18 protein-coding genes and 1 pseudogene are annotated in these 17,222 nt (G+C 72.5%); 3 read left to right on the top strand and 16 right to left on the bottom strand.

The features are described from left to right. A pseudogene (locus tag AB0H87_RS23275) lies at positions 1-81 on the top strand (GNAT family N-acetyltransferase); the annotation flags it as partial. 33 nt (positions 82-114) lie between these two features. Here AB0H87_RS23275 and AB0H87_RS23270 read toward each other — a convergent pair. The 11 genes from AB0H87_RS23270 to AB0H87_RS23220 all read right to left on the bottom strand — a co-directional run bounded on the left by AB0H87_RS23270 (position 115) and on the right by AB0H87_RS23220 (position 10,237). Next, positions 115-1,365, bottom strand: coding sequence for a CoA transferase (locus tag AB0H87_RS23270; protein ID WP_360149196.1), 1,251 nt, complete (start codon positions 1,363-1,365; stop codon positions 115-117). Continuing rightward, positions 1,362-2,405, bottom strand: a complete 1,044-nt coding sequence (locus AB0H87_RS23265; protein WP_360149193.1) for an LLM class flavin-dependent oxidoreductase — start codon at positions 2,403-2,405, stop codon at positions 1,362-1,364. The genes AB0H87_RS23270 and AB0H87_RS23265 overlap by 4 nt, the downstream gene beginning before the upstream one ends. Continuing rightward, positions 2,402-2,929: a MaoC family dehydratase gene (locus AB0H87_RS23260; RefSeq protein WP_360149190.1), complete on the bottom strand. Its 528-nt coding sequence runs from the start codon at positions 2,927-2,929 to the stop codon at positions 2,402-2,404. Before AB0H87_RS23260 ends, AB0H87_RS23265 begins: the two co-directional genes overlap by 4 nt. 74 nt (positions 2,930-3,003) lie before the next feature. Beyond that, entirely contained in the window at positions 3,004-4,542 is a 1,539-nt protein-coding gene (locus AB0H87_RS23255) for an AMP-binding protein (protein ID WP_360149187.1), read from the bottom strand. Continuing rightward, positions 4,542-4,943: a hypothetical protein gene (locus tag AB0H87_RS23250; protein ID WP_360149184.1), complete on the bottom strand. Its 402-nt coding sequence runs from the start codon at positions 4,941-4,943 to the stop codon at positions 4,542-4,544. Before AB0H87_RS23250 ends, AB0H87_RS23255 begins: the two co-directional genes overlap by 1 nt. Then, positions 4,924-5,694: an enoyl-CoA hydratase/isomerase family protein gene (locus AB0H87_RS23245; protein WP_360149181.1), complete on the bottom strand. Its 771-nt coding sequence runs from the start codon at positions 5,692-5,694 to the stop codon at positions 4,924-4,926. Before AB0H87_RS23245 ends, AB0H87_RS23250 begins: the two co-directional genes overlap by 20 nt. A gap of 32 nt (positions 5,695-5,726) precedes the next feature. Continuing rightward, a complete protein-coding gene (locus AB0H87_RS23240) occupies positions 5,727-6,443 on the bottom strand; it encodes an ABC transporter ATP-binding protein (protein ID WP_360149178.1) in 717 nt (238 codons plus the stop codon). Then, a complete protein-coding gene (locus tag AB0H87_RS23235; protein ID WP_360149175.1) occupies positions 6,440-7,216 on the bottom strand; it encodes an ABC transporter ATP-binding protein in 777 nt (258 codons plus the stop codon). Before AB0H87_RS23235 ends, AB0H87_RS23240 begins: the two co-directional genes overlap by 4 nt. Then, positions 7,213-8,181, bottom strand: a complete 969-nt coding sequence (locus tag AB0H87_RS23230) for a branched-chain amino acid ABC transporter permease (protein WP_360149172.1) — start codon at positions 8,179-8,181, stop codon at positions 7,213-7,215. The genes AB0H87_RS23235 and AB0H87_RS23230 overlap by 4 nt, the downstream gene beginning before the upstream one ends. Next, complete coding sequence (locus tag AB0H87_RS23225) at positions 8,178-9,062, bottom strand: branched-chain amino acid ABC transporter permease (RefSeq protein ID WP_360149169.1); 885 nt, start codon at positions 9,060-9,062, stop codon at positions 8,178-8,180. Before AB0H87_RS23225 ends, AB0H87_RS23230 begins: the two co-directional genes overlap by 4 nt. 5 nt (positions 9,063-9,067) lie before the next feature. Beyond that, a complete protein-coding gene (locus tag AB0H87_RS23220) occupies positions 9,068-10,237 on the bottom strand; it encodes an ABC transporter substrate-binding protein (RefSeq protein ID WP_360149166.1) in 1,170 nt (389 codons plus the stop codon). A 145-nt stretch (positions 10,238-10,382) separates the two neighbouring features. Here AB0H87_RS23220 and AB0H87_RS23215 point away from each other — a divergent pair, with 145 nt between their 5' ends. Then, entirely contained in the window at positions 10,383-12,032 is a 1,650-nt protein-coding gene (locus AB0H87_RS23215) for a thiamine pyrophosphate-binding protein (protein ID WP_360149163.1), read from the top strand. Here AB0H87_RS23215 and AB0H87_RS23210 read toward each other — a convergent pair. Then, positions 12,029-12,754, bottom strand: a complete 726-nt coding sequence (locus AB0H87_RS23210) for a FadR/GntR family transcriptional regulator (RefSeq protein ID WP_360149160.1) — start codon at positions 12,752-12,754, stop codon at positions 12,029-12,031. The two genes, AB0H87_RS23215 and AB0H87_RS23210, sit on opposite strands and share 4 nt — an antisense overlap. On the opposite strand from AB0H87_RS23210, the gene AB0H87_RS23205 reads away from it, so the two are divergent. Then, entirely contained in the window at positions 12,747-13,424 is a 678-nt protein-coding gene (locus AB0H87_RS23205; protein WP_360149157.1) for an isochorismatase family cysteine hydrolase, read from the top strand. The two genes, AB0H87_RS23210 and AB0H87_RS23205, sit on opposite strands and share 8 nt — an antisense overlap. Here AB0H87_RS23205 and AB0H87_RS23200 read toward each other — a convergent pair. From AB0H87_RS23200 to AB0H87_RS23185, 4 genes are all read right to left on the bottom strand, one after another. Next, the gene (locus AB0H87_RS23200) at positions 13,337-14,407 is read right to left on the bottom strand and encodes a hypothetical protein (RefSeq protein ID WP_360149154.1); all 1,071 of its coding nucleotides are present in this window, start codon (positions 14,405-14,407) and stop codon (positions 13,337-13,339) included. The genes AB0H87_RS23205 and AB0H87_RS23200 overlap by 88 nt on opposite strands. A gap of 75 nt (positions 14,408-14,482) precedes the next feature. Next, positions 14,483-15,130 carry a response regulator transcription factor gene (locus AB0H87_RS23195; RefSeq protein WP_360149151.1) on the bottom strand — a complete coding sequence of 216 codons (648 nt, stop codon included), beginning with the start codon at positions 15,128-15,130 and terminating at the stop codon, positions 14,483-14,485. Next, entirely contained in the window at positions 15,127-16,287 is a 1,161-nt protein-coding gene (locus AB0H87_RS23190) for a histidine kinase (protein ID WP_360149148.1), read from the bottom strand. Before AB0H87_RS23190 ends, AB0H87_RS23195 begins: the two co-directional genes overlap by 4 nt. Before the next feature lie 100 nt (positions 16,288-16,387). Further along, on the bottom strand, positions 16,388-17,222 hold an 835-nt coding region (locus AB0H87_RS23185), incomplete at its 5' end, for a trypsin-like peptidase domain-containing protein (RefSeq protein ID WP_360149145.1).

The raw sequence follows: 17,222 nt of genomic DNA, 5'->3' as shown, positions 1-17,222 counted from the left end.
GACCACCCGATCCACGGCATTTGGGCAATCACCACAGCCGGCGACGGCGGCCTGGTGGGCAACCTTCTGCTCAAGCCTGTCCGGTGCCCCACGCGGCGAGCGCCTCGGCGATCGTCATCGGGCTGCGGCCTCCGCCCCGCTCCCGTCGGTGGAGCCGGCGGGGGCCGCCTCGCCGAACGCGCCCTTGAGGCGCAGCGCCTGGACCGCCTCCGGGTCGAGCCCGAGAATCTCCCCGGTGACCAGGGCGAAGTCCTCGTTCCGTTGGGGCGCCCGGCGGTACTCGGGCCGCTGCGCGCCGACCCGGACCGGCGAGGCGAGCTGCCGCACCGTGCCGAAGCGTGGGTGCTCGGTCGTGACGACGAGCTCGCGGGCGGCGGTGTGCGGCTCGGCGAGCGCCGCGGCGACGTCGTTGATGGGGCCACACGGGATGGACGCGGCGTAGAGCTCGGGCAGCCACTCGGCGACCGTCTTCCGCTTGAAGATCGCCTCCAGCTCCGGCAGCAGGTGCGCGCTGTTCTCCCGCCGCGCGGCGAAGGTGGCGTACGGCGACCCGGGCTCCGCCCACTCCGGGTGGCCGACGACCACGGCGAGGCGGGCCCAGAACTTCTCCTTGGCACAGCCGACGACCATCCAGCCGTCCGCGGCCTCGAACGCCTGGAACGGCACGAGCGAGGGGTGCGCGGAGTGGTGGGTGCGCACCGGCGCGAAGCCGGCGTTCAGGTGCCAGGTCGCCGGGTACGTGAGCATGGTGACCGCGGTGTCGTAGAGGCTCACGTCACAGTCCATGCCGCGTCCGTCGCGCCGGGCGGCGTGCACGCCGGCCAGCAGCGAGATCGCGGCGACCAGACCGCCCGAGTAGTCCACCATGGACAGGCCCGACTTGGTGGGCGGGCCGTCCGGCTCGCCGGTCAGCTCCATCCAGCCGGCGAGGCCCTGGAGCACGTAGTCGTAGCCGGGCTCCTTGCTGCGCGGGCCGGTCATCCCGAACCCGGTGAGCGAGACGCACACGATGCGTGGGTTGACGTGCTTGAGGTCGTCGTAGCGGATCCGCATCTTCGCCGGCACGTCGCCACGCAGGTTGGAGTAGACGACGTCGGAGACCGCCACCAGCTTCTCGAACACCTCGCGCCCGGCGGGCGAGGTCAGGTCGAGGGAGAGGCTTCGCTTGTTGCGGTTGAACGTCTCGAAGAAGAGCGAGTCCTCGTCCTCGGCGTACGGCGGCACGTAACGGCCGACGTCGCCGCCGACCCGCGGGTCCTCGATCTTGATCACCTGCGCGCCGAGGTCGGCCAGGTGGACGCTGCCGAACGGCCCGGCACCGTACTGCTCGACCGCGATGATCCGCAGATCCGCCAGGGGTTTCATGCCCGCGCTCCCGTCAGGTCGCCGATCAGTCCGATGATCTCCTCCTGGGCGGCCCGGGTCTCGGCCGCCGGCAGCCCGTGGGTGGGCGGGCTCAGCTTCACCGAGTCCGCGACGCCCGCGTAGGCCGCGACCCGCGCCGCCACCTGGTCACGGGTGCCGGTGAGCGTGAGCGCGTCGACCATCGGGCCGCTCACGGCGTCGGCGAGGTCGTCGGAGGAGGCGCCGGCCCGGAACGTGTCGATCACGGCCTGCTGGTCGTCCGCGAGCCCGTGGAAGGCGAAGAAGTCCGCGTACGTCTTGACCGAGGCGTAGAAGCCGACGAGCCCGGCCGAGCGGCGGTAGGCGACCGACCGGTCGGCCGAGATCGAGCAGCAGGCGGAGACGACCACGTCCACGTCTGCCCGGTTCTTCTGCTCGGCGCGCGCGATGCCGATCTCCAACTCCGGCAGGATGCGCTGCGCGAGGTAGGCGGGCGAGCAGATCTCCAGGCTGATCCAGCCATCGGCGATCTCGCCGGCGAGCCGGGTCGCGTAGGGCCCCATCGCGGCGAGGTAGACGGGGATGTCCGTGCGGGGCACCGGGAACGGCCGCTGGTAGCCACGGATGCGCATGGGCTCGAACTCTCCGTCGGCGCGGATCTCCGCGCCGGTCGTGCAGGTCTCCCAGAAGAGTCTGATGTTGCGGATCGTCTCACGCAGGTGGGGCACGGGCGTGCCGAACCGGGCGTTGTGCCAGTCCTCGTTGAGCCGCTTCACGCCGGAGCCGAGCCCCAGCACGAACCGCCCGCCGGACAGCTCGTCGACGTCGACCGCCTCCAGGGCGGTGATCATGGGGCTGCGGGTGAACGCCAGGGCGATCGCGGTGCCGATGCGGGCGCGGGTGGTGCCGGCCGCGAGCGCCGCCGCCGTGACCGTGGCGCTGCGGTGCAGCTCGGCGGTCCACAGCACCTCGGCTCCGGCCTCCTCCGCGCGGCGCCCCGCGTCGACCAGCTCCTCGAGCGTCTCGCCCCACGGCTGGAACCCGATGTGCAGCCCGGTCACGCCGGCTTCTCCAACGCGAGCGGCACCGCCGCCTCCGGGAAGAGGCCGTCGAGCTGCTCGGCGCCGCGCCGGTAGACGAAGAAGGTGCGCTTGAAGCTGCACACCTCCGTGCCGTGCTGGTTGAGGGTGCGGGTGCGCACGGTCACCACACCGGCGTGCGGGCGGCTCGCCGAGTCGCGCTTCTCCAGCACCAGTGACTCGCTGTAGAGGGTGTCGCCGGCGAACACGGGGTTCGGCAGCTTGATGTCGTCCCAGCCCAGGTTGGCGAACGCGTTCTGGGTGAGGTCTGTGACGCTCTGACCCACGGCGATCGCCAGCGTCAGCGTGGAGACGACGAGCGGGCGCCCGAACTCGGACTTCGCCGCGTACTCCGTGTTGAAGTGCATCTGGTTGGTGTTCATCGTCAGCAACGTGAACCAGGTGTTGTCGGTCTCGGTGACGGTGCGCCCGAGAGGGTGCTGGTAGACGTCTCCGGTCTCAAAATCCTCGAAGAACCGCCCGGTCCAGCCCTGCTTCACGGTCATTGACGGATCCCTTCCTTACCCCGCGACCAGCTTATTTGTCTGATCTTTTAGCCGTCAAGGTGGCGAATACCTTGTCACAGCTGCATGTCGCCCTTTAAAGGTCTGAACTTTTCCCGGATCTCGCGCTTGAGCACCTTGCCGCTCGGGTTGCGTGGCAGCGCGTCGACCACATGCCACTCCCGGGGCACCTTGTACCTGGCGACGTGCGCGCGGACGTACGCGTCCAGGTCCGCCACGTCGAGGACCTGGTCGGGCCGGGACACCACGAAGGCGACGACGCGCTCGCCGTACACCTCGTCGGGCAGCCCGACCACGGCGACCTCGTGCACCGGCGGGTGCCGGGCGATAGCCTCCTCGATCTCCCGCGGAAAGATGTTCACCCCACCCGCGATGATCATGTCGGTCTTGCGGTCGACGATCGAGATGAAGCCCTCCTCGTCACGCACCGCGATGTCGCCGACGGAGAAGAAGCCGTCGTCGTCGAACCCGGCGCGGGTGGCGTCCTCGTCCTCGAGGTAGCCGCCGAGGAGCATCGGCGAGCGGGCGAAGAGCTCACCCGGCTCGCCGGGGGCGACCTCGTTGCCGTCGTCGTCCTTGAGCCGCACCTCGTTCATGAACCACGGGTGCCCCACGCTGCCGGCCTTGGCGAGCGCGAACTCCGGCCGGAGGTTGGTGACGACCGAGCACTCCGTCGACCCGTACAGCTCGTGCACCTCGACGCCGGGGAACGCCGCGACCACCCACTCCTTGAGCGCCACCGGCAGCGCGGCGGCGTTGAAGTAGAGCGTCTTGAGCGCGGACAGGTCGTAGCGCGCCATCGGCTCCTCGCAGACCCGGCGGATCTGCGCGGCGTGCGTCGGCACCAGGAACACCGTCTCCGCCCGGCTGCTCTCCATCATCGCGAGCAACGCCTCCGGGTCCCAGGAGCGCAGCACGGAGCAGTTGCCGCCGAGCCACGGCGCGGCGTACGCGAAGGCGAAACCGGCGCCGTGGTACATCGGGGCCACCGCGATCGTCCGCCGGCCCGGACCGAGCCCGTAGTCGAGCCCGATACCGAAGATCGTCAGCACCCGGCCCCGGTGGTGCAGCAGCACGCCCTTGGGACGGCCCGTGGTGCCGGAGGTGTAGGTGACGCAGAACGGGTCCAGCTCGCTGACGGGGACGGCGGGGTCGACTGGGCGGCCCGATTCGAGGAACGTCTCGTAGCGCTCGCCCGCCTCGCCCCCGAAGCTCAGCACGAAGGGCAGGTCGTCGAGCAGACCGTCCACATTGGCCGCCAGCTCGTCGGCCAGGATGATGCCCCGGACACCGGCGTGCCCCAGGATGTACGCGTTGTCGGCGGCGTTGTTGCGGGTGTTGAGCGGGACGGTCGGAATGCCGGCCTTGGCCATCGCGGCGGCGATCTCGAAGAACTCGGCGCGGTTGTTGCTGAGCACGGCGACCCGCTCGCCGGGCCGGACGCCACGGGCGAGCATCGCCGACGCGAGCTGGTTGGAGCGGCGGTCCAGCGCTCCGAAGGTCACGCTCCGATCGCCGTCGACCAGGGCCACCCGGTCCGGCACCGCCCGGCCGAACTCCCGGATCCCGCCCGCCATGTGCAGCTGTGCCCCCATCACCCTTCCCTTCCACGCGTGAGCATGACCGCCTCGACCTCGGCCACCAGCCGATCCTCGCCGTCGACCGCGGTCCACCGGTAGTCTCGGACCACCTTGCCGCTGGACGTGGTGCGCCCCGCCAGCGGCTCGATCCGGACCCGCAGCGTCGCACCGGCGCGCACCTGCGCGAGGAACCGGGCCCGACGCAGCTCCAGCAGGGCCACCGCGTCGTCGAGCGCGCCGGACTGCTCGACCAGACCGCCCATCAGCAGCAGCACCCCCTGCCCGGGCAGGGGCGGGCCGTCCCCGCCCGGCGGCGGGTTGAACAGCGGATGGGTGTAGCCGGCGCGGCCTACCAGCGTGGCGATCAGATCGTCGGTGACCGCCAGCGCCGGCGACTCAACCCAGGCGTCGGACATCGACGTCACCCCAGACGGGTTCGCGCTTCTCGACGAAGGCGCGGTACCCCTCGGCCACCTCGCCCACCTCTTCGTGCAGCAGAGAGAACAGGTCCCGCTCGTAGCGCAGGCCCTCCTCCACGGTCAGCGTGCGGGTCGCGTTCATCAGCCGCTTGGTGACGGCCAGCGCCGGTCGGGACCGGCCGCGCAGCGACCCGAGCCACTTCTCGACCTCGCCGTCAAGATCTGCCAGGGGTACGGACGCCAGAGCGACGCCCCACTCGACCATCTTCGGCCCGTCCAGCCAGAGCGGCGTGAGCAGGAGCGCCTTGGCCCGCTGGTCGCCCAGCTTGCGCGGCGCGCGCTGGGTCGACCCGCCGCCGGGCGGCACACCGAAGTCGACGTGGATGTCGCCGACCTTCGCCTCGTCCGCCGCGACGACGAGGTCGCAGGCGAGGATCAGCTCGAATCCGCCCGCCCGGGCCAGGCCGTTGACCCGGGCGACCACCGGCACGCCCAGGTCCTCGATCCGGGCCAGCACCGCGTGGTAACGCCGCAGGAACGGCAGGAATGTCCCCTGTGGATCGTCGAAGCACGTCCCGAGGAAGTCGATGTCCATTCCCACGCAGAACGCCCGCTGCCCGGCGCCCGTGACCACGACGGCGCGCAGGGAGCGGTCCCCCTCGGCGGCGTCCAGGGCGGCGTCGAATCCGTCGAGCGCCTGCGGGGTGAGGCTGTTGAGGGACGTCGGTCCGTCCAGGACGATCGTCATCACCTGGTTCAGGACTGAGTGCCGGACCGTCGTCACAACGTCGCCCCGCCCAGGTAGCCCTCCGCCTCGACCTGCTCGCGGACCTCGGCCGCCGGGCCCTCCCGGAGCACCTGGCCCCGGGCCATCAGCACGGCGCGGTCGGCGACCGGGAGCACCGCGCGGGCGTTCTGTTCCGCGACGAGCACCGTCAGACCTTCGTCACGCAGGCGGGCGATCGTCTCGACGATGCTGGCGACGACCATCGGGGCGAGGCCCATCGAGGGCTCGTCGAGCACCAGCACGCGCGGATCGGCGGCCAGCGACCGGGCGATCGAGAGCATCTGCTGCTCGCCGCCGGACATCGTGCCGGCCGCCTGCCGCGACCGGCGGCCCAGCACCGGGAAGAGGTCGAAGGCCCGCTCCACCCGGCGGTCGCGCTCGGCCCGGTGCAGACGGCCGGCACCCACGTGCAGGTTCTCGAGCACGGTCAGGTCCGGGAAGAGGGCCCGGCTCTCCGGCACCAGCCGCAGGCCCCGGCGGGCGACCTTCTGCGCCGGCAGGCCGCTGATGTCGACGCCGCCGACCCGGACCCGGCCCGACGACGCCCGGATCAGCCCGGAGACGCCGCCGAGCAGCGACGTCTTGCCCGCGCCGTTCGCGCCGAGCAGGGCCACCACCTGGCGCTCCGGGACCACGAACGAGACGCCGCGGACCGCGACGACGTTGCCGTACGCGACGGTGAGGTTCTCGATCTCCAGCGCGGCTGTCACGACTCCTCCACACCGACGTAGGCGGCGCGGACCGCCGCGTCCTCGCGGATCTCGGCCGGCGTGCCGCGAGCGATGACCTTGCCGAAGTCGAGGACGACGACGGAGTCCGCCATGCCGAGCGCCAACTCCAAATGGTGCTCGATGAGCAGGACGCCGAGGTCGTACTCGGCGCAGAGCCGGCGGACGAGGTCGGCGAGCGCGTCGGCCTCCGCCTCGCCGAGGCCCGCCGCCGGCTCGTCGAGCAGCAGCACGCGTGGCTGCGCGGCGAGGCAGCGGGCGATCTCGACCCGCCGTTCGTCGGCGAGCGGGAGGTCCACCGGCCGGGCCACCCCGCGCCCGGCCAGCCCCACCTGCTCCAGCAGCTCGTCCGCCTGGGCACGCAGCGCCGCCTCCTCGCGCCGCGCCCCGGGCGTGCGCAGGGTGCCGCGGACGAAGCCGGCCTTCGTGCGGCCGTGCGCGCCGACCATCACGTTCTCGGCGACCGTCAGCCCACCGAACGGTCGGGTGTGCTGGAAGGTGCGCACCACGCCCATCCGGTTGAACTGGTCCGGTCGCCGGCCGGTGACGTCCGCGCCGGAGACCAGCACCCGGCCCTCGTCCGGCCGGTCGACGCCGGTCAGGCAGTTCACCAGCGTGCTCTTGCCCGCACCGTTGGGGCCGAGCACGAGGGTCACCTCGCCCGCCCGGATCTCGACGTCCACGTCGGACACCGCGGTGACGCCGCCGAAGCGGCGGGTCACACCGCGGCCCGCGAGCACCGGTTCCGCGCTCATGCCGGCTCCTTCACGGTTTCGCTGCGTAGACGCCGCAGGGGCTTGGCCACGAGCCGGCCGACCGAGGCGAGGCCGCCCGGCAGCAGCGCGAGCACGAGAATCAGGACCAGGCCGTACGAGAGCAGGCGGTACTGCTCGTAGCTGCGGCCCAGCTCGGGTGCGAGCACCAGGAACACCGCACCCACCACCGCGCCGGTCGGCGAGCCGAGGCCGCCGATCACCACCATGATGAGCAGGTTGAAGGAGAGGTTGAACGAGAACGACGTCTCGGTCACCGAGCCCTGGTAGAGCGCGAACAGCCAGCCGGAGACACCGGCCAGGGCGGACGCGATGCCGAACACCGCGACCTTGGTGCGGGCCAGGTCGACCCCGCACGCGGAGGCCGCGACCGAGTCGTCGCGCAACGCCGCGATCGACCGCCCGAACCGCGACCGGACCAGCAGCGTGGAGGCGACCAGCACGAGCACCACGAGCGCCCAGACGACGACGAAGAACGTCTGTGAGTCGCCGAGGTCGAGCGAGCCGATGGCGAGCGGGGGCACGCCGTACCAGCCGTCGGGGAGCACCGTACGGGTCAGCTCGGTGAAGACGAGCCCGAACGCGAGCGTCACCAGAGCCAGGTAGTGGCCGGTGATCCGCAGCGCGCACCACCCGAGCAGCAGGCCCACGACCGTCGACGCGGCCACCGCCACGATCCCGGCGGAGACGGAGCCCATCCCTCGGTCCACGGTCAGGTACGCGGTGCTGAACGCGGCGATGCCGAGCAACCCGGCCTGACCCAGTGAGATCTGGCCGGCCGCGCCGAACAGCAGCGTGAGCCCGACCGCCGCGATCGCGTAGATGCCCGACAGCGTGCCGAGCTGGAGGCGGTAGAACGAGTCCTGGGTCGTCGCGAAGAGCAGCACCAGGACGCCGATCACCACCGGCGCCACCCAGGGCGACATCCGCGGCATGAACCGGCTCATGCGCGGCTCACCGCCTCCCGGCCGAACAGGCCCTTCGGCCGCAGCACGAGCGCCAGCGCGAGCGCACCGTAGAGCACGACGTCAGACCATTCCGCGGACAGCGCGGCCACCAGCCAGGAGTCCAGCAGGCCGACGACCAGGCCGCCGATCAGCACGCCGGTCGTCGACGAGAAGCCGCCGATGATGGCCGCGGCGAACGCGCGAACGCCGAAGTCGAGCGCGTAGAACCCGCCGGCGAGGACGATCGGGGCGATGGCGATGCCGCCGATGGTGACCAGCGCCGAGGCCATCGCGACGGCGCTCAGCGACACGACGTTCGGGTCGATGCCGCTCAGCCGGGCACCGACCGGGCTCTGCGCGGTCGCCCGCCAGGCCCGGCCGTACCAGGTGAACCGGAGGAAGAGCAGGAGCGCCGCCGCGGCGAGCACCGCGAGTCCGATGACCCAGAAGGACTGGATCTGCCACCGGCCGCCGAGGAAGCCCACCGACTGGTTCGGGTCACCGGTGAACGGGTTCATCGGCCGCGGGTTGGGTCCCCAGATGAGGACCCTCCCCTGGCCGATGACGATGGAGACGCCGACGCTGGCGATGAGCGGGCCGACCAGGCCCATCCGGGCCGCCGGGCGCAGGGCCAACCGCTCGTACCCCGCCCCGAAGGCGGCGCCGGCGAGGACCGCCAGCACCACCGCCAGGACGAAGGGCACGCCGAACGACGTCAGCGACAGCACCACCAGACCGGCCACCGCCAGCTGTTCGCCGAGGGCGAAGTTGAGCATGCCGGACGAGACGTAGATCAGGTGATACCCGAGCGCGATGAGCGCGAAGATCACGCCGTACGTCAGGCCGGTCGCGAAGACCTGCGGGTAGTCGACGCCTCCCACGTTCCCTACTTCCGCGTGTCGAAGACGACCTGGAATGCGCCGTTCTTGATCTGGACGATGTAGAACAGCGGGCCGTTCGGGATGCCGTTGTGGTTGTCCGCCGCGAAGTCGTACGTGGCGACCACGCCGTCAAGGGCCGGCATGTCGATGAGACCCTTCCGGATCGACTCGCCGTCGGTCTTGCCGCCGGCGGCCTCGATGGCACCCTTGAGGGCGTACGCCGAGTCGTAGGCGAAGGCGGCGAACTGCGTCGGCGCGCTGTTGTACTTGGCCTTGAACGCGTCCAGGAAATCCTTCTGCACGGGCGGCGGCTCGGCCGTGTTGTAGGTCGAGTCCGAGTACGCTCCCTCGGCCGCGGGACCGGCCAGCTCCGCGAACCGCGGCCCGGCGATGGCGGACGAGGCGATCATCGGCACCGTCCAGCCGGACTGGTGGACGGCCTTGGCGACAGAGCTCGCGGCCGGGTCGCCGACCCAGACGACCACCGCCTCGGCGCCTGCGGCACGTACCCGCTGCACCTGGGCGTCGGCGTTGGTGTCGTTGTTCTCGATGCCTTCCTCGGCCACGATCTGCAGGCCGTACTCGGAAGCGAACCGCTTGATGTAGGCGAGGTTGCCGGTGCCGTACGGCTGGCGGTCGTAGACGACGCCGACCTTGGTGACCTTGAGCTGGTCCTTGACGAAGTCCAGCACCGACTTGACCTCGACCTCCTCGCGGGGTGTCGTGTGGAAGACGTAGCTCTCCGGCTTGCCCTCCCAGATGGCCTTGCTGGTGAGGGTCAGGTTGGGCATCTTGGCCCGCTCGACGATCGGCTGGATCGCGAGGGCCGGCACGGTGATGGACGGTCCGATGATGGCGACGACCTTGTCCTCGGAAATCAGCCGGTTGGCCAGGGGCACGGACTTGGTCTCGTCGACCTCGTCGTCGTAGATGACGAACTCGACCTTGCGGCCGGAGATGCCGCCGGCCGCGTTGATCCGTTCCTGAGCGAGCTCCAAGGCCTGCTTCTGCGGCTCACCTACGAAGGCGAACCGGCCCGAGATGCCGAGGATCGCGCCGATGCGTATGGTCCCGGTCTCGCCGGAGCCGCCGTCCGCATCACCGTCGTCGCCGCACGCGGCGAGGGTGAGGGAAACGGCGGCCGTCGCGAGCACCGCGGCAAGGCGACGCCACATGGTGCCTCCACTGGTGGCTGGGATGGGATTGACGTGAGAAGTTGTGGGGCAGCATCAAACAACAGACCTTTACAGGTCAACCCTTTTCGTCAGACTATTTGCTGCGGAACCCGGAACGTTGCGCCGCCGTAACAGGAGGACCCCGATGAAAGTTGAGCGACGGCTCGTCCTGCACGACGTCGCCGACGCGGTCTCGGCGGCGGGGGTCCGCACGGTGTACGGCGTGCTCGGCGACGGCAACCTGCACCTCGCGCTCGCCCTCGGGCAGGTCGGGGTTGAGTGGGTGTCGGCCCGGCACGAGCAGGAGGCCGTGGCCATGGCCGACGGCGCGGCCCGGCGCACCGGCGACCTCACCGCCGCGTCGGTGACACACGGGCCCGGGCTGACCAACGCGATGACCGCCCTGACCGCGGCGGCGCTCGCCGGATCGCCGGTCCTGTTGCTGCTCGGCGATACCCCACGAACGACCCGCCACCACGGGCAGGACGTGCCGCAGGAGCCGTTCGTCCGGGCCGCCGGCGCCCTCTGGGTGCCGGTCCGCCTGCCGCAGACGGTGGCCGAGGATGTCGCCGTGGCCGCCCGGGCGGCCCGGACGCGTCGCCTTCCGGCGGTGCTCAACCTGCCGGTCGACCTCCAGAACAGTCCGCCCGGCGGAGTTGCCGGTCGGGCGTTCGGCGGGCCCGCGGTGGCCGAGTTGCCGGTCGTGGCGCCGCCGCGAGAGCCGTCGGCGGCGGAGGTGGAGCGGCTTGCCGAGCGCCTGGCGAAGGCCCGGCGACCCTTGGTGCTCGCCGGGCGCGGCGCCCTCGCCGCCGCCGCGGACCTCGTGGCGGTGGCCGCGCTGGGCGGGGCGTGGCTCGGCACGACCTTGCTGGCCAAGGACCTGTTCCGGGGACGACCCGGTGACCTCGGTGTGGTGGGCGGGTTCGCCTCGGCGGAGGCGCGCGCGGCATTGGTCGACGTCGACCTCGTGCTGGCCTTCGGTGCGTCCCTCAACCGCTTCACCACCGCGAACGGCACGGTGTGCCCGCACGCGCGGTGGGTCCAGGTCGAGCGGGATCCGACGGCGGTCGGGCACACCACCGTCCCGGACGACGCCGTGCTCGCGGACGCCGGCCGCACCGCCGCCGCACTGGTCGCCCAGCTCCGGTCAGGTGCCGAGGGAGTCGTGCCGCCGCCCGCCGTACCCGTGCCGGGGACACCGCCGGGCCGGCGGACCGGCCGGCCGCCGTCGGGGATCGATCCACGGGTGGTGCTGCGCGCCGCCGACCGGGCCCTGCCGGCGCGACGCGGTCTCGTCGTCGGTATCGGCCATTACAGCGGGTTCGGCGCGCTCGGCGTCACCGTCGCGGACCCGCGCGACCTCGTGCTCCCCTGGCAGTTGGGCAGCGTCGGCCTGGCGCTGCCGGTCGGACTCGGCGTGGCGCACGTGCGGCCGACGCAGCCCACCCTGGTCGTCGAGGGCGACGGCGGCGTGCTGATGAACCCGGGCGGGCTCGACACCCTCGCCCGGCTCGGCCTTCCGGTGCTCGTGCTGGTCCTCGACGACGGGGCGTACGCCGCCGAGGCGCACCTGCTGCGCCGCACCGGGCACGACGACACGCCGGCCCTCTTCCCCCGCCGCGACCTGGCGGCGCTCGCCCGGTCGCTGGGCCTGCGAGCCGCGACCGCCCGCACCGAGGAGGAGCTGGCCGCGGCGCTCGACACGCTGCTGCCGCTCGACGCGCCGGCCCTGCTGCACGCACACACCGACCTCGAGGTCGTGCACGAGGAGGTGTTCACGGCCCTGTCGGGCTAGGTCGCTGCTCGTCGCTGGCGGTCTATCCGGGTGTACGTCGAGCGGAGGTGCTGGAGGTGCGCGTGCTGCGCCTCCCGCGCCCCGTCGGCGTCGCCGTCGGCCACCGCGGCGAGGATCTCCCGGTGGTCGCGGTCGACCCGGAACCAGAACCGACGGGACGCCTGAACGCGCAGGAAGCGCTCGTTGAGAACGCCGAACATCGGGTGGGTCACCGCCTCCAGCATCGGATTGCCGGCGGCGCGCAGCAGGCACACATGGAAGTTGCGGTTGGCCTCGAAGACGTGCTCGGCGTCGACCGTGCGCGGGTCGAACAGCGACTGCCGGAGCACCTCGAGGTCGTCGGCGGTGCGGCGCCGGGCGGCGAGGCCCGCGGCCGGCACCTCCAGCATGTCCCGGACCTCCAGCAGGTCGCCGACGGAGCCGCTGCGTGACGCGGTCAGCAGCGAGAAGCTCGCTTGCAGGTAGGAGCTGATCTGGTGGGGCTCGGGGCGGACGACGAACGTGCCCCCGGCCACGCCGCGGACCGTCGTGACGAGGTGCTGGCTCGACAGCACGCGCAGCGCCTCCCGCACCGTGCTGCGACTGACGCCGTAGAGCGCGCACAGTTCCGGCTCGGTCGGCAGGCGGTCGCCTGGGGCGAACGTGCCGGCCAGGACCTGCTCCCGTAGCCGGTCGGCGAGCTCCTGATAGGCGGGGGCGGCCGCGGAGACGCGAGTGTTCACGCAAGAACCTTACCGGTTGTGTTCCGACAAAAGTCTGATGTTAGATGGCCCCATGCCGCTAACGCTCAACGGGCCCGATCGCACGGCACTCCTGGTCGTCGACATGCAGAACGGCTTCTGCCATCCCGAGGGCTCCTTCGCAAAGCTGGGACTGGACGTATCGCTGTGCACCGCGGCGATCGCGGGTTGCCAGCGGCTCGTCGACGCGGCACGCGCCGCCAGGGTGCCGGTAATCTACACGCGGTACGTGTATCGCGCGGACTACCGGGACGGCGGTGTGCTCGTCCACGAGCTCATGCCCGCGCTCGCATCGACCGGGTCGCTCGCCGCCGGCACGTGGGACGCCGAGCTCGTCGACGAGCTGCCCGCGACCACCGACGACTTCGTCATCGACAAGAACCGCTACTCGGCCTTCTACGGCACTGGCCTGGAGCCGGTGCTGACCAGCCTGGGGGTCGACAACCTGGTGATCTGCGGCGTCACGACGAACATGTGCGTCGAGACGACGGCCCGCGACGCGAGCCAGCGTGACTACCGGGTCTTCGTCGTGTCGGACGCGACCGGGGAGCTGGAGAAGGCGCGTCATGATGCGGCCCTTGTGACGCTCGGCTTCGGCTTCGGCGCCGTCGTGGACACGGGCGCCGTCGTGGACGCCTGGTCCGCCGCCTGACCCGCACGATCTTCGGACGGGTGCGCGGCAGCGGCCCGGCGGCGGTGGTAGGCGTGGGCGGCGAGCAGCAGGGTGACCGTCCACAGCGGCCAGAACGCCATCGGGAGGACGGCCAGGTCGCCGTCGGCGATGAGCCGCAGGGCCTCGCTGTCGGTGAGGAAGCTCGCGCTCGCCGCGCCGACCGCCAGCGCGACGGCCGCCGCCGGGATCGTGGCCAGGCGCACGGGCACCCGGCGGCCGGCCAGGCCGGGCATCCAGCGCGGGAACCGCTCGCCCCACGGGCGCAGCAGGCCGATGGTCAGGACGCTGCCGATCAGGGCGAAGCCGCCGAGACCGGTGGCCGCCCAGACCAGGTCCGGCTCGTCGAGGGTCGCCCGGTCGATGCCGAGCGGGATGCCGACCGCCCAGGTCAGCCGCGTCAGCCCGTAGAACGCCGGCACGGCCGCCGCGACGTAGGTCACCCACGGGCCCCAGCGGACCGGGCCGGCGGACGAGGCGCGGCCCTGCCAGGTCAGCAGCGCCCGCCCGAGCAGCAGGCCGCCGACGATCGCCGACAGCTCGTTGGCCGTGGTCCAGTTGAAGATCACGCCGTAGTCGATCTCCGATGGCCAGCCGAACGGCGCGCCGATCAGCAGCATCGGGGCGTAGCCGGCGATCGCCAGGATGTGCGCGCCGGGCACCAGGAAGACCAGCGCCGCCACGATCGTCCAACCGATCCCGAGCACCGCGGCGCGCACCGCGCGCGGTGGTCGCGGCGGCTGCGTGACCGCCAGCGCGAGCACGCCCGCGGCGAGCAGCACCACGGCGAACACCGCGGCGCCGACGTCGGCGGGCACCGCGCGCAGCGGGTGCGTCTGGTCGTCGGGGTTGTTGACGCCGAACGGGTAACCGTCGCCGGTCACCGCCCAGACCAATGCGACGACGCCGTAGGCCAGGGCCCAGGCGGCGGCCAGAGAACCGGCCAGGTTGCGGGAGTTCGTCATGCCACCCACGCTCCCGCCGGCGCGGCGCCGGATCCTCCCCGCGCGGGGTGGACCGGCTCCCCTGCGCGGGGGAGCTCACCCGGCGGGCGTGACGAAGCCCGACTCGTACGCGGTGATGACGGCCTGGACCCGGTCGCGGGCGCCGAGCTTGCCGAGCACGTTGCCGACGTGGGTCTTGACCGTCTCGGCGCCGACCACCAACCGCTCGGCGATCTCCGCATTGGACAGTCCGGCCGCCATCAGGCGCAGCACCTCGGCCTCGCGCGCGGTGAGCCGGGCCGTCCGTCGGTCGGCGGTGCCACCGCGGGCGGCGACCAGCCGGCGGATCGCGGCCGGGAACAGCAGCGAGTCGCCGCGCGCGACCAGGCGGATCGCGTCGACCACCTCGGCCGGCCGGGCGCGCTTGAGCAGGAACCCGCTGGCGCCGGCGCGCAGGGCGTCGTACACGTGGTCGTCGTTCTCGAACGTGGTGACGACGATGACCCGGGGCGGCGCGGCCGCGGTGGCGAGCAGGTGCCGGGTGGCCTGGATCCCGTCCACGTCGGGCATCCGGACGTCCATCAGCACCACGTCGGGCCGGTGCCGGGCGACCAGCGGCGGCACCTCGGAGCCGTCGCCCGCCTCGGCCACCACCTCGAGGTCCGGCTCGGCGTCGACGATCGTCCGCAGGCCGACGCGGACCAGCGCGTCGTCGTCGACGATCAGCACCCGTACCACCGTCATGACCCTCCCGTCGGCAGCCGCACCGCGACCGTGAACTGTCCGTCCGCGCGCCCGGCCGCCATCCGCCCGCCGAGCACGTCGACCCGCTCCCGCATGCCGGCCAGGCCACGGCCGGACGGGTCGACGGGCTGGTCCCGGGTCACGGGGTTCGCCACCTCGATCCGCAGCGACCGGTCCACGACCGCGATCCGCACGGTAACCGGCACGGCGCCGGCGTGCCGCACCGCGTTCGTCAGCGCCTCCTGCACGATCCGGTAGCCCTCGCGCGACAGCGCCGCCGGAACGCTGGCGAGCGGACCGGCACGGGTCAGCGCGACGCGCAGGCCGGCGCCGGTGACGTCCGCGACGACGCGGTCGATGTCGGCCAGCGTCCGTTGCGGCGCGGGGCGTTCAGCCCGTTCGGCGTCCCGGAGCAGGCCGAGCACGTGGTCGAGGTCGTCCATCGCCGCCCGGCCGGCCTCCTCGATGGCTACCAGCGCCCGCCGGACGAACTCCGGGTCGTCGAGGGCGCGCTGCGCGGCCGCCGCCTGCAGCGTGGTCACCGTCAGCGCGTGGCCGACCGAGTCGTGCAGCTCGCGGGCGAGCCGGGTGCGCTCGACGAGATGCCCGGCGCGGGCTTCCAGGGCGGCGATCCGTTCGGCCGGCGAGGGACCGAGCAGCGTCGGCGCGAGCTGGGCGGCGAGCGCGCCGAGCCCGGCGACCGCGTAACCGAGCAGGACCAGCAGGACGATCCCGACACCGGTGAGGGCGGCCGGGCTCCAGTCGGCGAACGGCAGGCCGACGCGGTCGACGCGGTCGCCGGCGAACCACTGCAGCACGAAGACCAGCGCCATCGGCAGCGCGCTGAACAGGGCGAGCCCGACGAGGGCGCCGAAGAGCAGGTGCAGGCCGTACCAGAGGGCGCCGCGCAGGGTGGTCTCCCGGTCGGCCGGACCGGCCGGGTCCGGCAGGTCGACGCCGAGCAGCCCGCGGGCCGCGACGATCTCGACGGCGCGGGTGCCGCCGAGGAACGCGGGCGTCACACCGATCACGGCGCCGACGAGGACCAGTACCCAGACGGCCGGCTTCGGCAGGTCGTCGCTGGTCAGCATGCTCACGAAGACGACCGCGAGCAGCACGTACGGCAGCGCGATCACGCCGCCGAGCAGCAGATGCACCCCACGCCGATAGGTCGACCCCCGCACCAACGCTTTGCTCTGCATCCACATACGCACCACCCCGCTAAAAGGGTGGTGCGTATGTGGCGGCAGAGCAAAGTCAGCTCAGCAACGACTGGGCCTCGTTGATCGGGATCGCGAAACCGATGCCGATGCTCCCGCCGCCCTGGCTGGTCGAGGCGTTGGCGACGTTGATCGCGATGACCTGGCCGGCGGCGTTGACCAGCGGGCCGCCCGAGTTGCCGGAGTTGATCGGCGCGTCGGTCTGGATCAGGCCGGACAGTCCCAGGTCCTGCGCATTGCGGTCCAGCGCCGAGACGATGCCCGAGGTGACGGTGCCGGACAGGCCCAGCGGGCTGCCGAAGGCCAGCACGGTGTCGCCGACCCGCACGTTCGCGCTGTCGCCCAGCGTCGCCGGGGTCAGGCCGCTCGGGTCGACCCGCAGCAGGGCCAGGTCGTGGCTCGGGTCCGTGCGCAGGATCTGCGCGGGCAGCGAACGTCCGTCGGAGAGCTGCACGGTCGCGCCGCCGCGGGACTGCTCGACGACGTGGTTGTTCGTGATGATCCGGCCCTGGTCGTCGACGATCACGCCGGAGCCCTCGACGGTGCCCTGCGGCACCTGCACGGTGATCGTGACCACGCTCGGCGACGTGCGGGCGGCGACCGAGGCCATCGTCGCCGACTGGGTGGACACGTTCGTCGCGTCGGCCGTGGCGGCGCTCGCGGCCGGTGGGGACTGGTCGGCGTGGGCGCCGATCACGCCGCCGGCGACGCCGCCACCGACGGCCAGCACGAGGACGCCCGCCGCGGTCGCGGCCAGCCGCCCGCCGCGGCGCGGTTGGGGTGGCGGTCCGGCCGGCGCGGCGCCGTAGGGGTTGTGGCTCCAGGGCGGGACCGGCCCGCCGGCCGCGGTCAGCGGGGCTGGTAGGTCAGGC

The sequence above is a fragment of the Asanoa sp. NPDC050611 genome, assembly GCF_040654855.1.
In the GTDB taxonomy this organism is placed as follows: Bacteria; Actinomycetota; Actinomycetes; order Mycobacteriales; family Micromonosporaceae; genus Asanoa.
This window is presented reverse-complemented; position numbering and strand designations above follow the sequence as displayed.

Bases quoted from the DNA above. Each gene is read 5' to 3' on its own strand.
- AB0H87_RS23270 (WP_360149196.1), bottom strand. From the start codon at position 1,365: ATGAAACCCCTGGCGGATCTGCGGATCATCGCGGTCGAGCAGTACGGT.
- AB0H87_RS23260 (WP_360149190.1), bottom strand. From the start codon at position 2,929: ATGACCGTGAAGCAGGGCTGGACCGGGCGGTTCTTCGAGGATTTTGAG.
- AB0H87_RS23255 (WP_360149187.1), bottom strand. From the start codon at position 4,542: ATGGGGGCACAGCTGCACATGGCGGGCGGGATCCGGGAGTTCGGCCGG.
- AB0H87_RS23250 (WP_360149184.1), bottom strand. From the start codon at position 4,943: ATGTCCGACGCCTGGGTTGAGTCGCCGGCGCTGGCGGTCACCGACGAT.
- AB0H87_RS23245 (WP_360149181.1), bottom strand. From the start codon at position 5,694: ATGACGATCGTCCTGGACGGACCGACGTCCCTCAACAGCCTCACCCCG.
- AB0H87_RS23235 (WP_360149175.1), bottom strand. From the start codon at position 7,216: ATGAGCGCGGAACCGGTGCTCGCGGGCCGCGGTGTGACCCGCCGCTTC.
- AB0H87_RS23230 (WP_360149172.1), bottom strand. From the start codon at position 8,181: ATGAGCCGGTTCATGCCGCGGATGTCGCCCTGGGTGGCGCCGGTGGTG.
- AB0H87_RS23220 (WP_360149166.1), bottom strand. From the start codon at position 10,237: ATGTGGCGTCGCCTTGCCGCGGTGCTCGCGACGGCCGCCGTTTCCCTC.
- AB0H87_RS23215 (WP_360149163.1), top strand. From the start codon at position 10,383: ATGAAAGTTGAGCGACGGCTCGTCCTGCACGACGTCGCCGACGCGGTC.
- AB0H87_RS23200 (WP_360149154.1), bottom strand. From the start codon at position 14,407: ATGACGAACTCCCGCAACCTGGCCGGTTCTCTGGCCGCCGCCTGGGCC.
- AB0H87_RS23195 (WP_360149151.1), bottom strand. From the start codon at position 15,130: ATGACGGTGGTACGGGTGCTGATCGTCGACGACGACGCGCTGGTCCGC.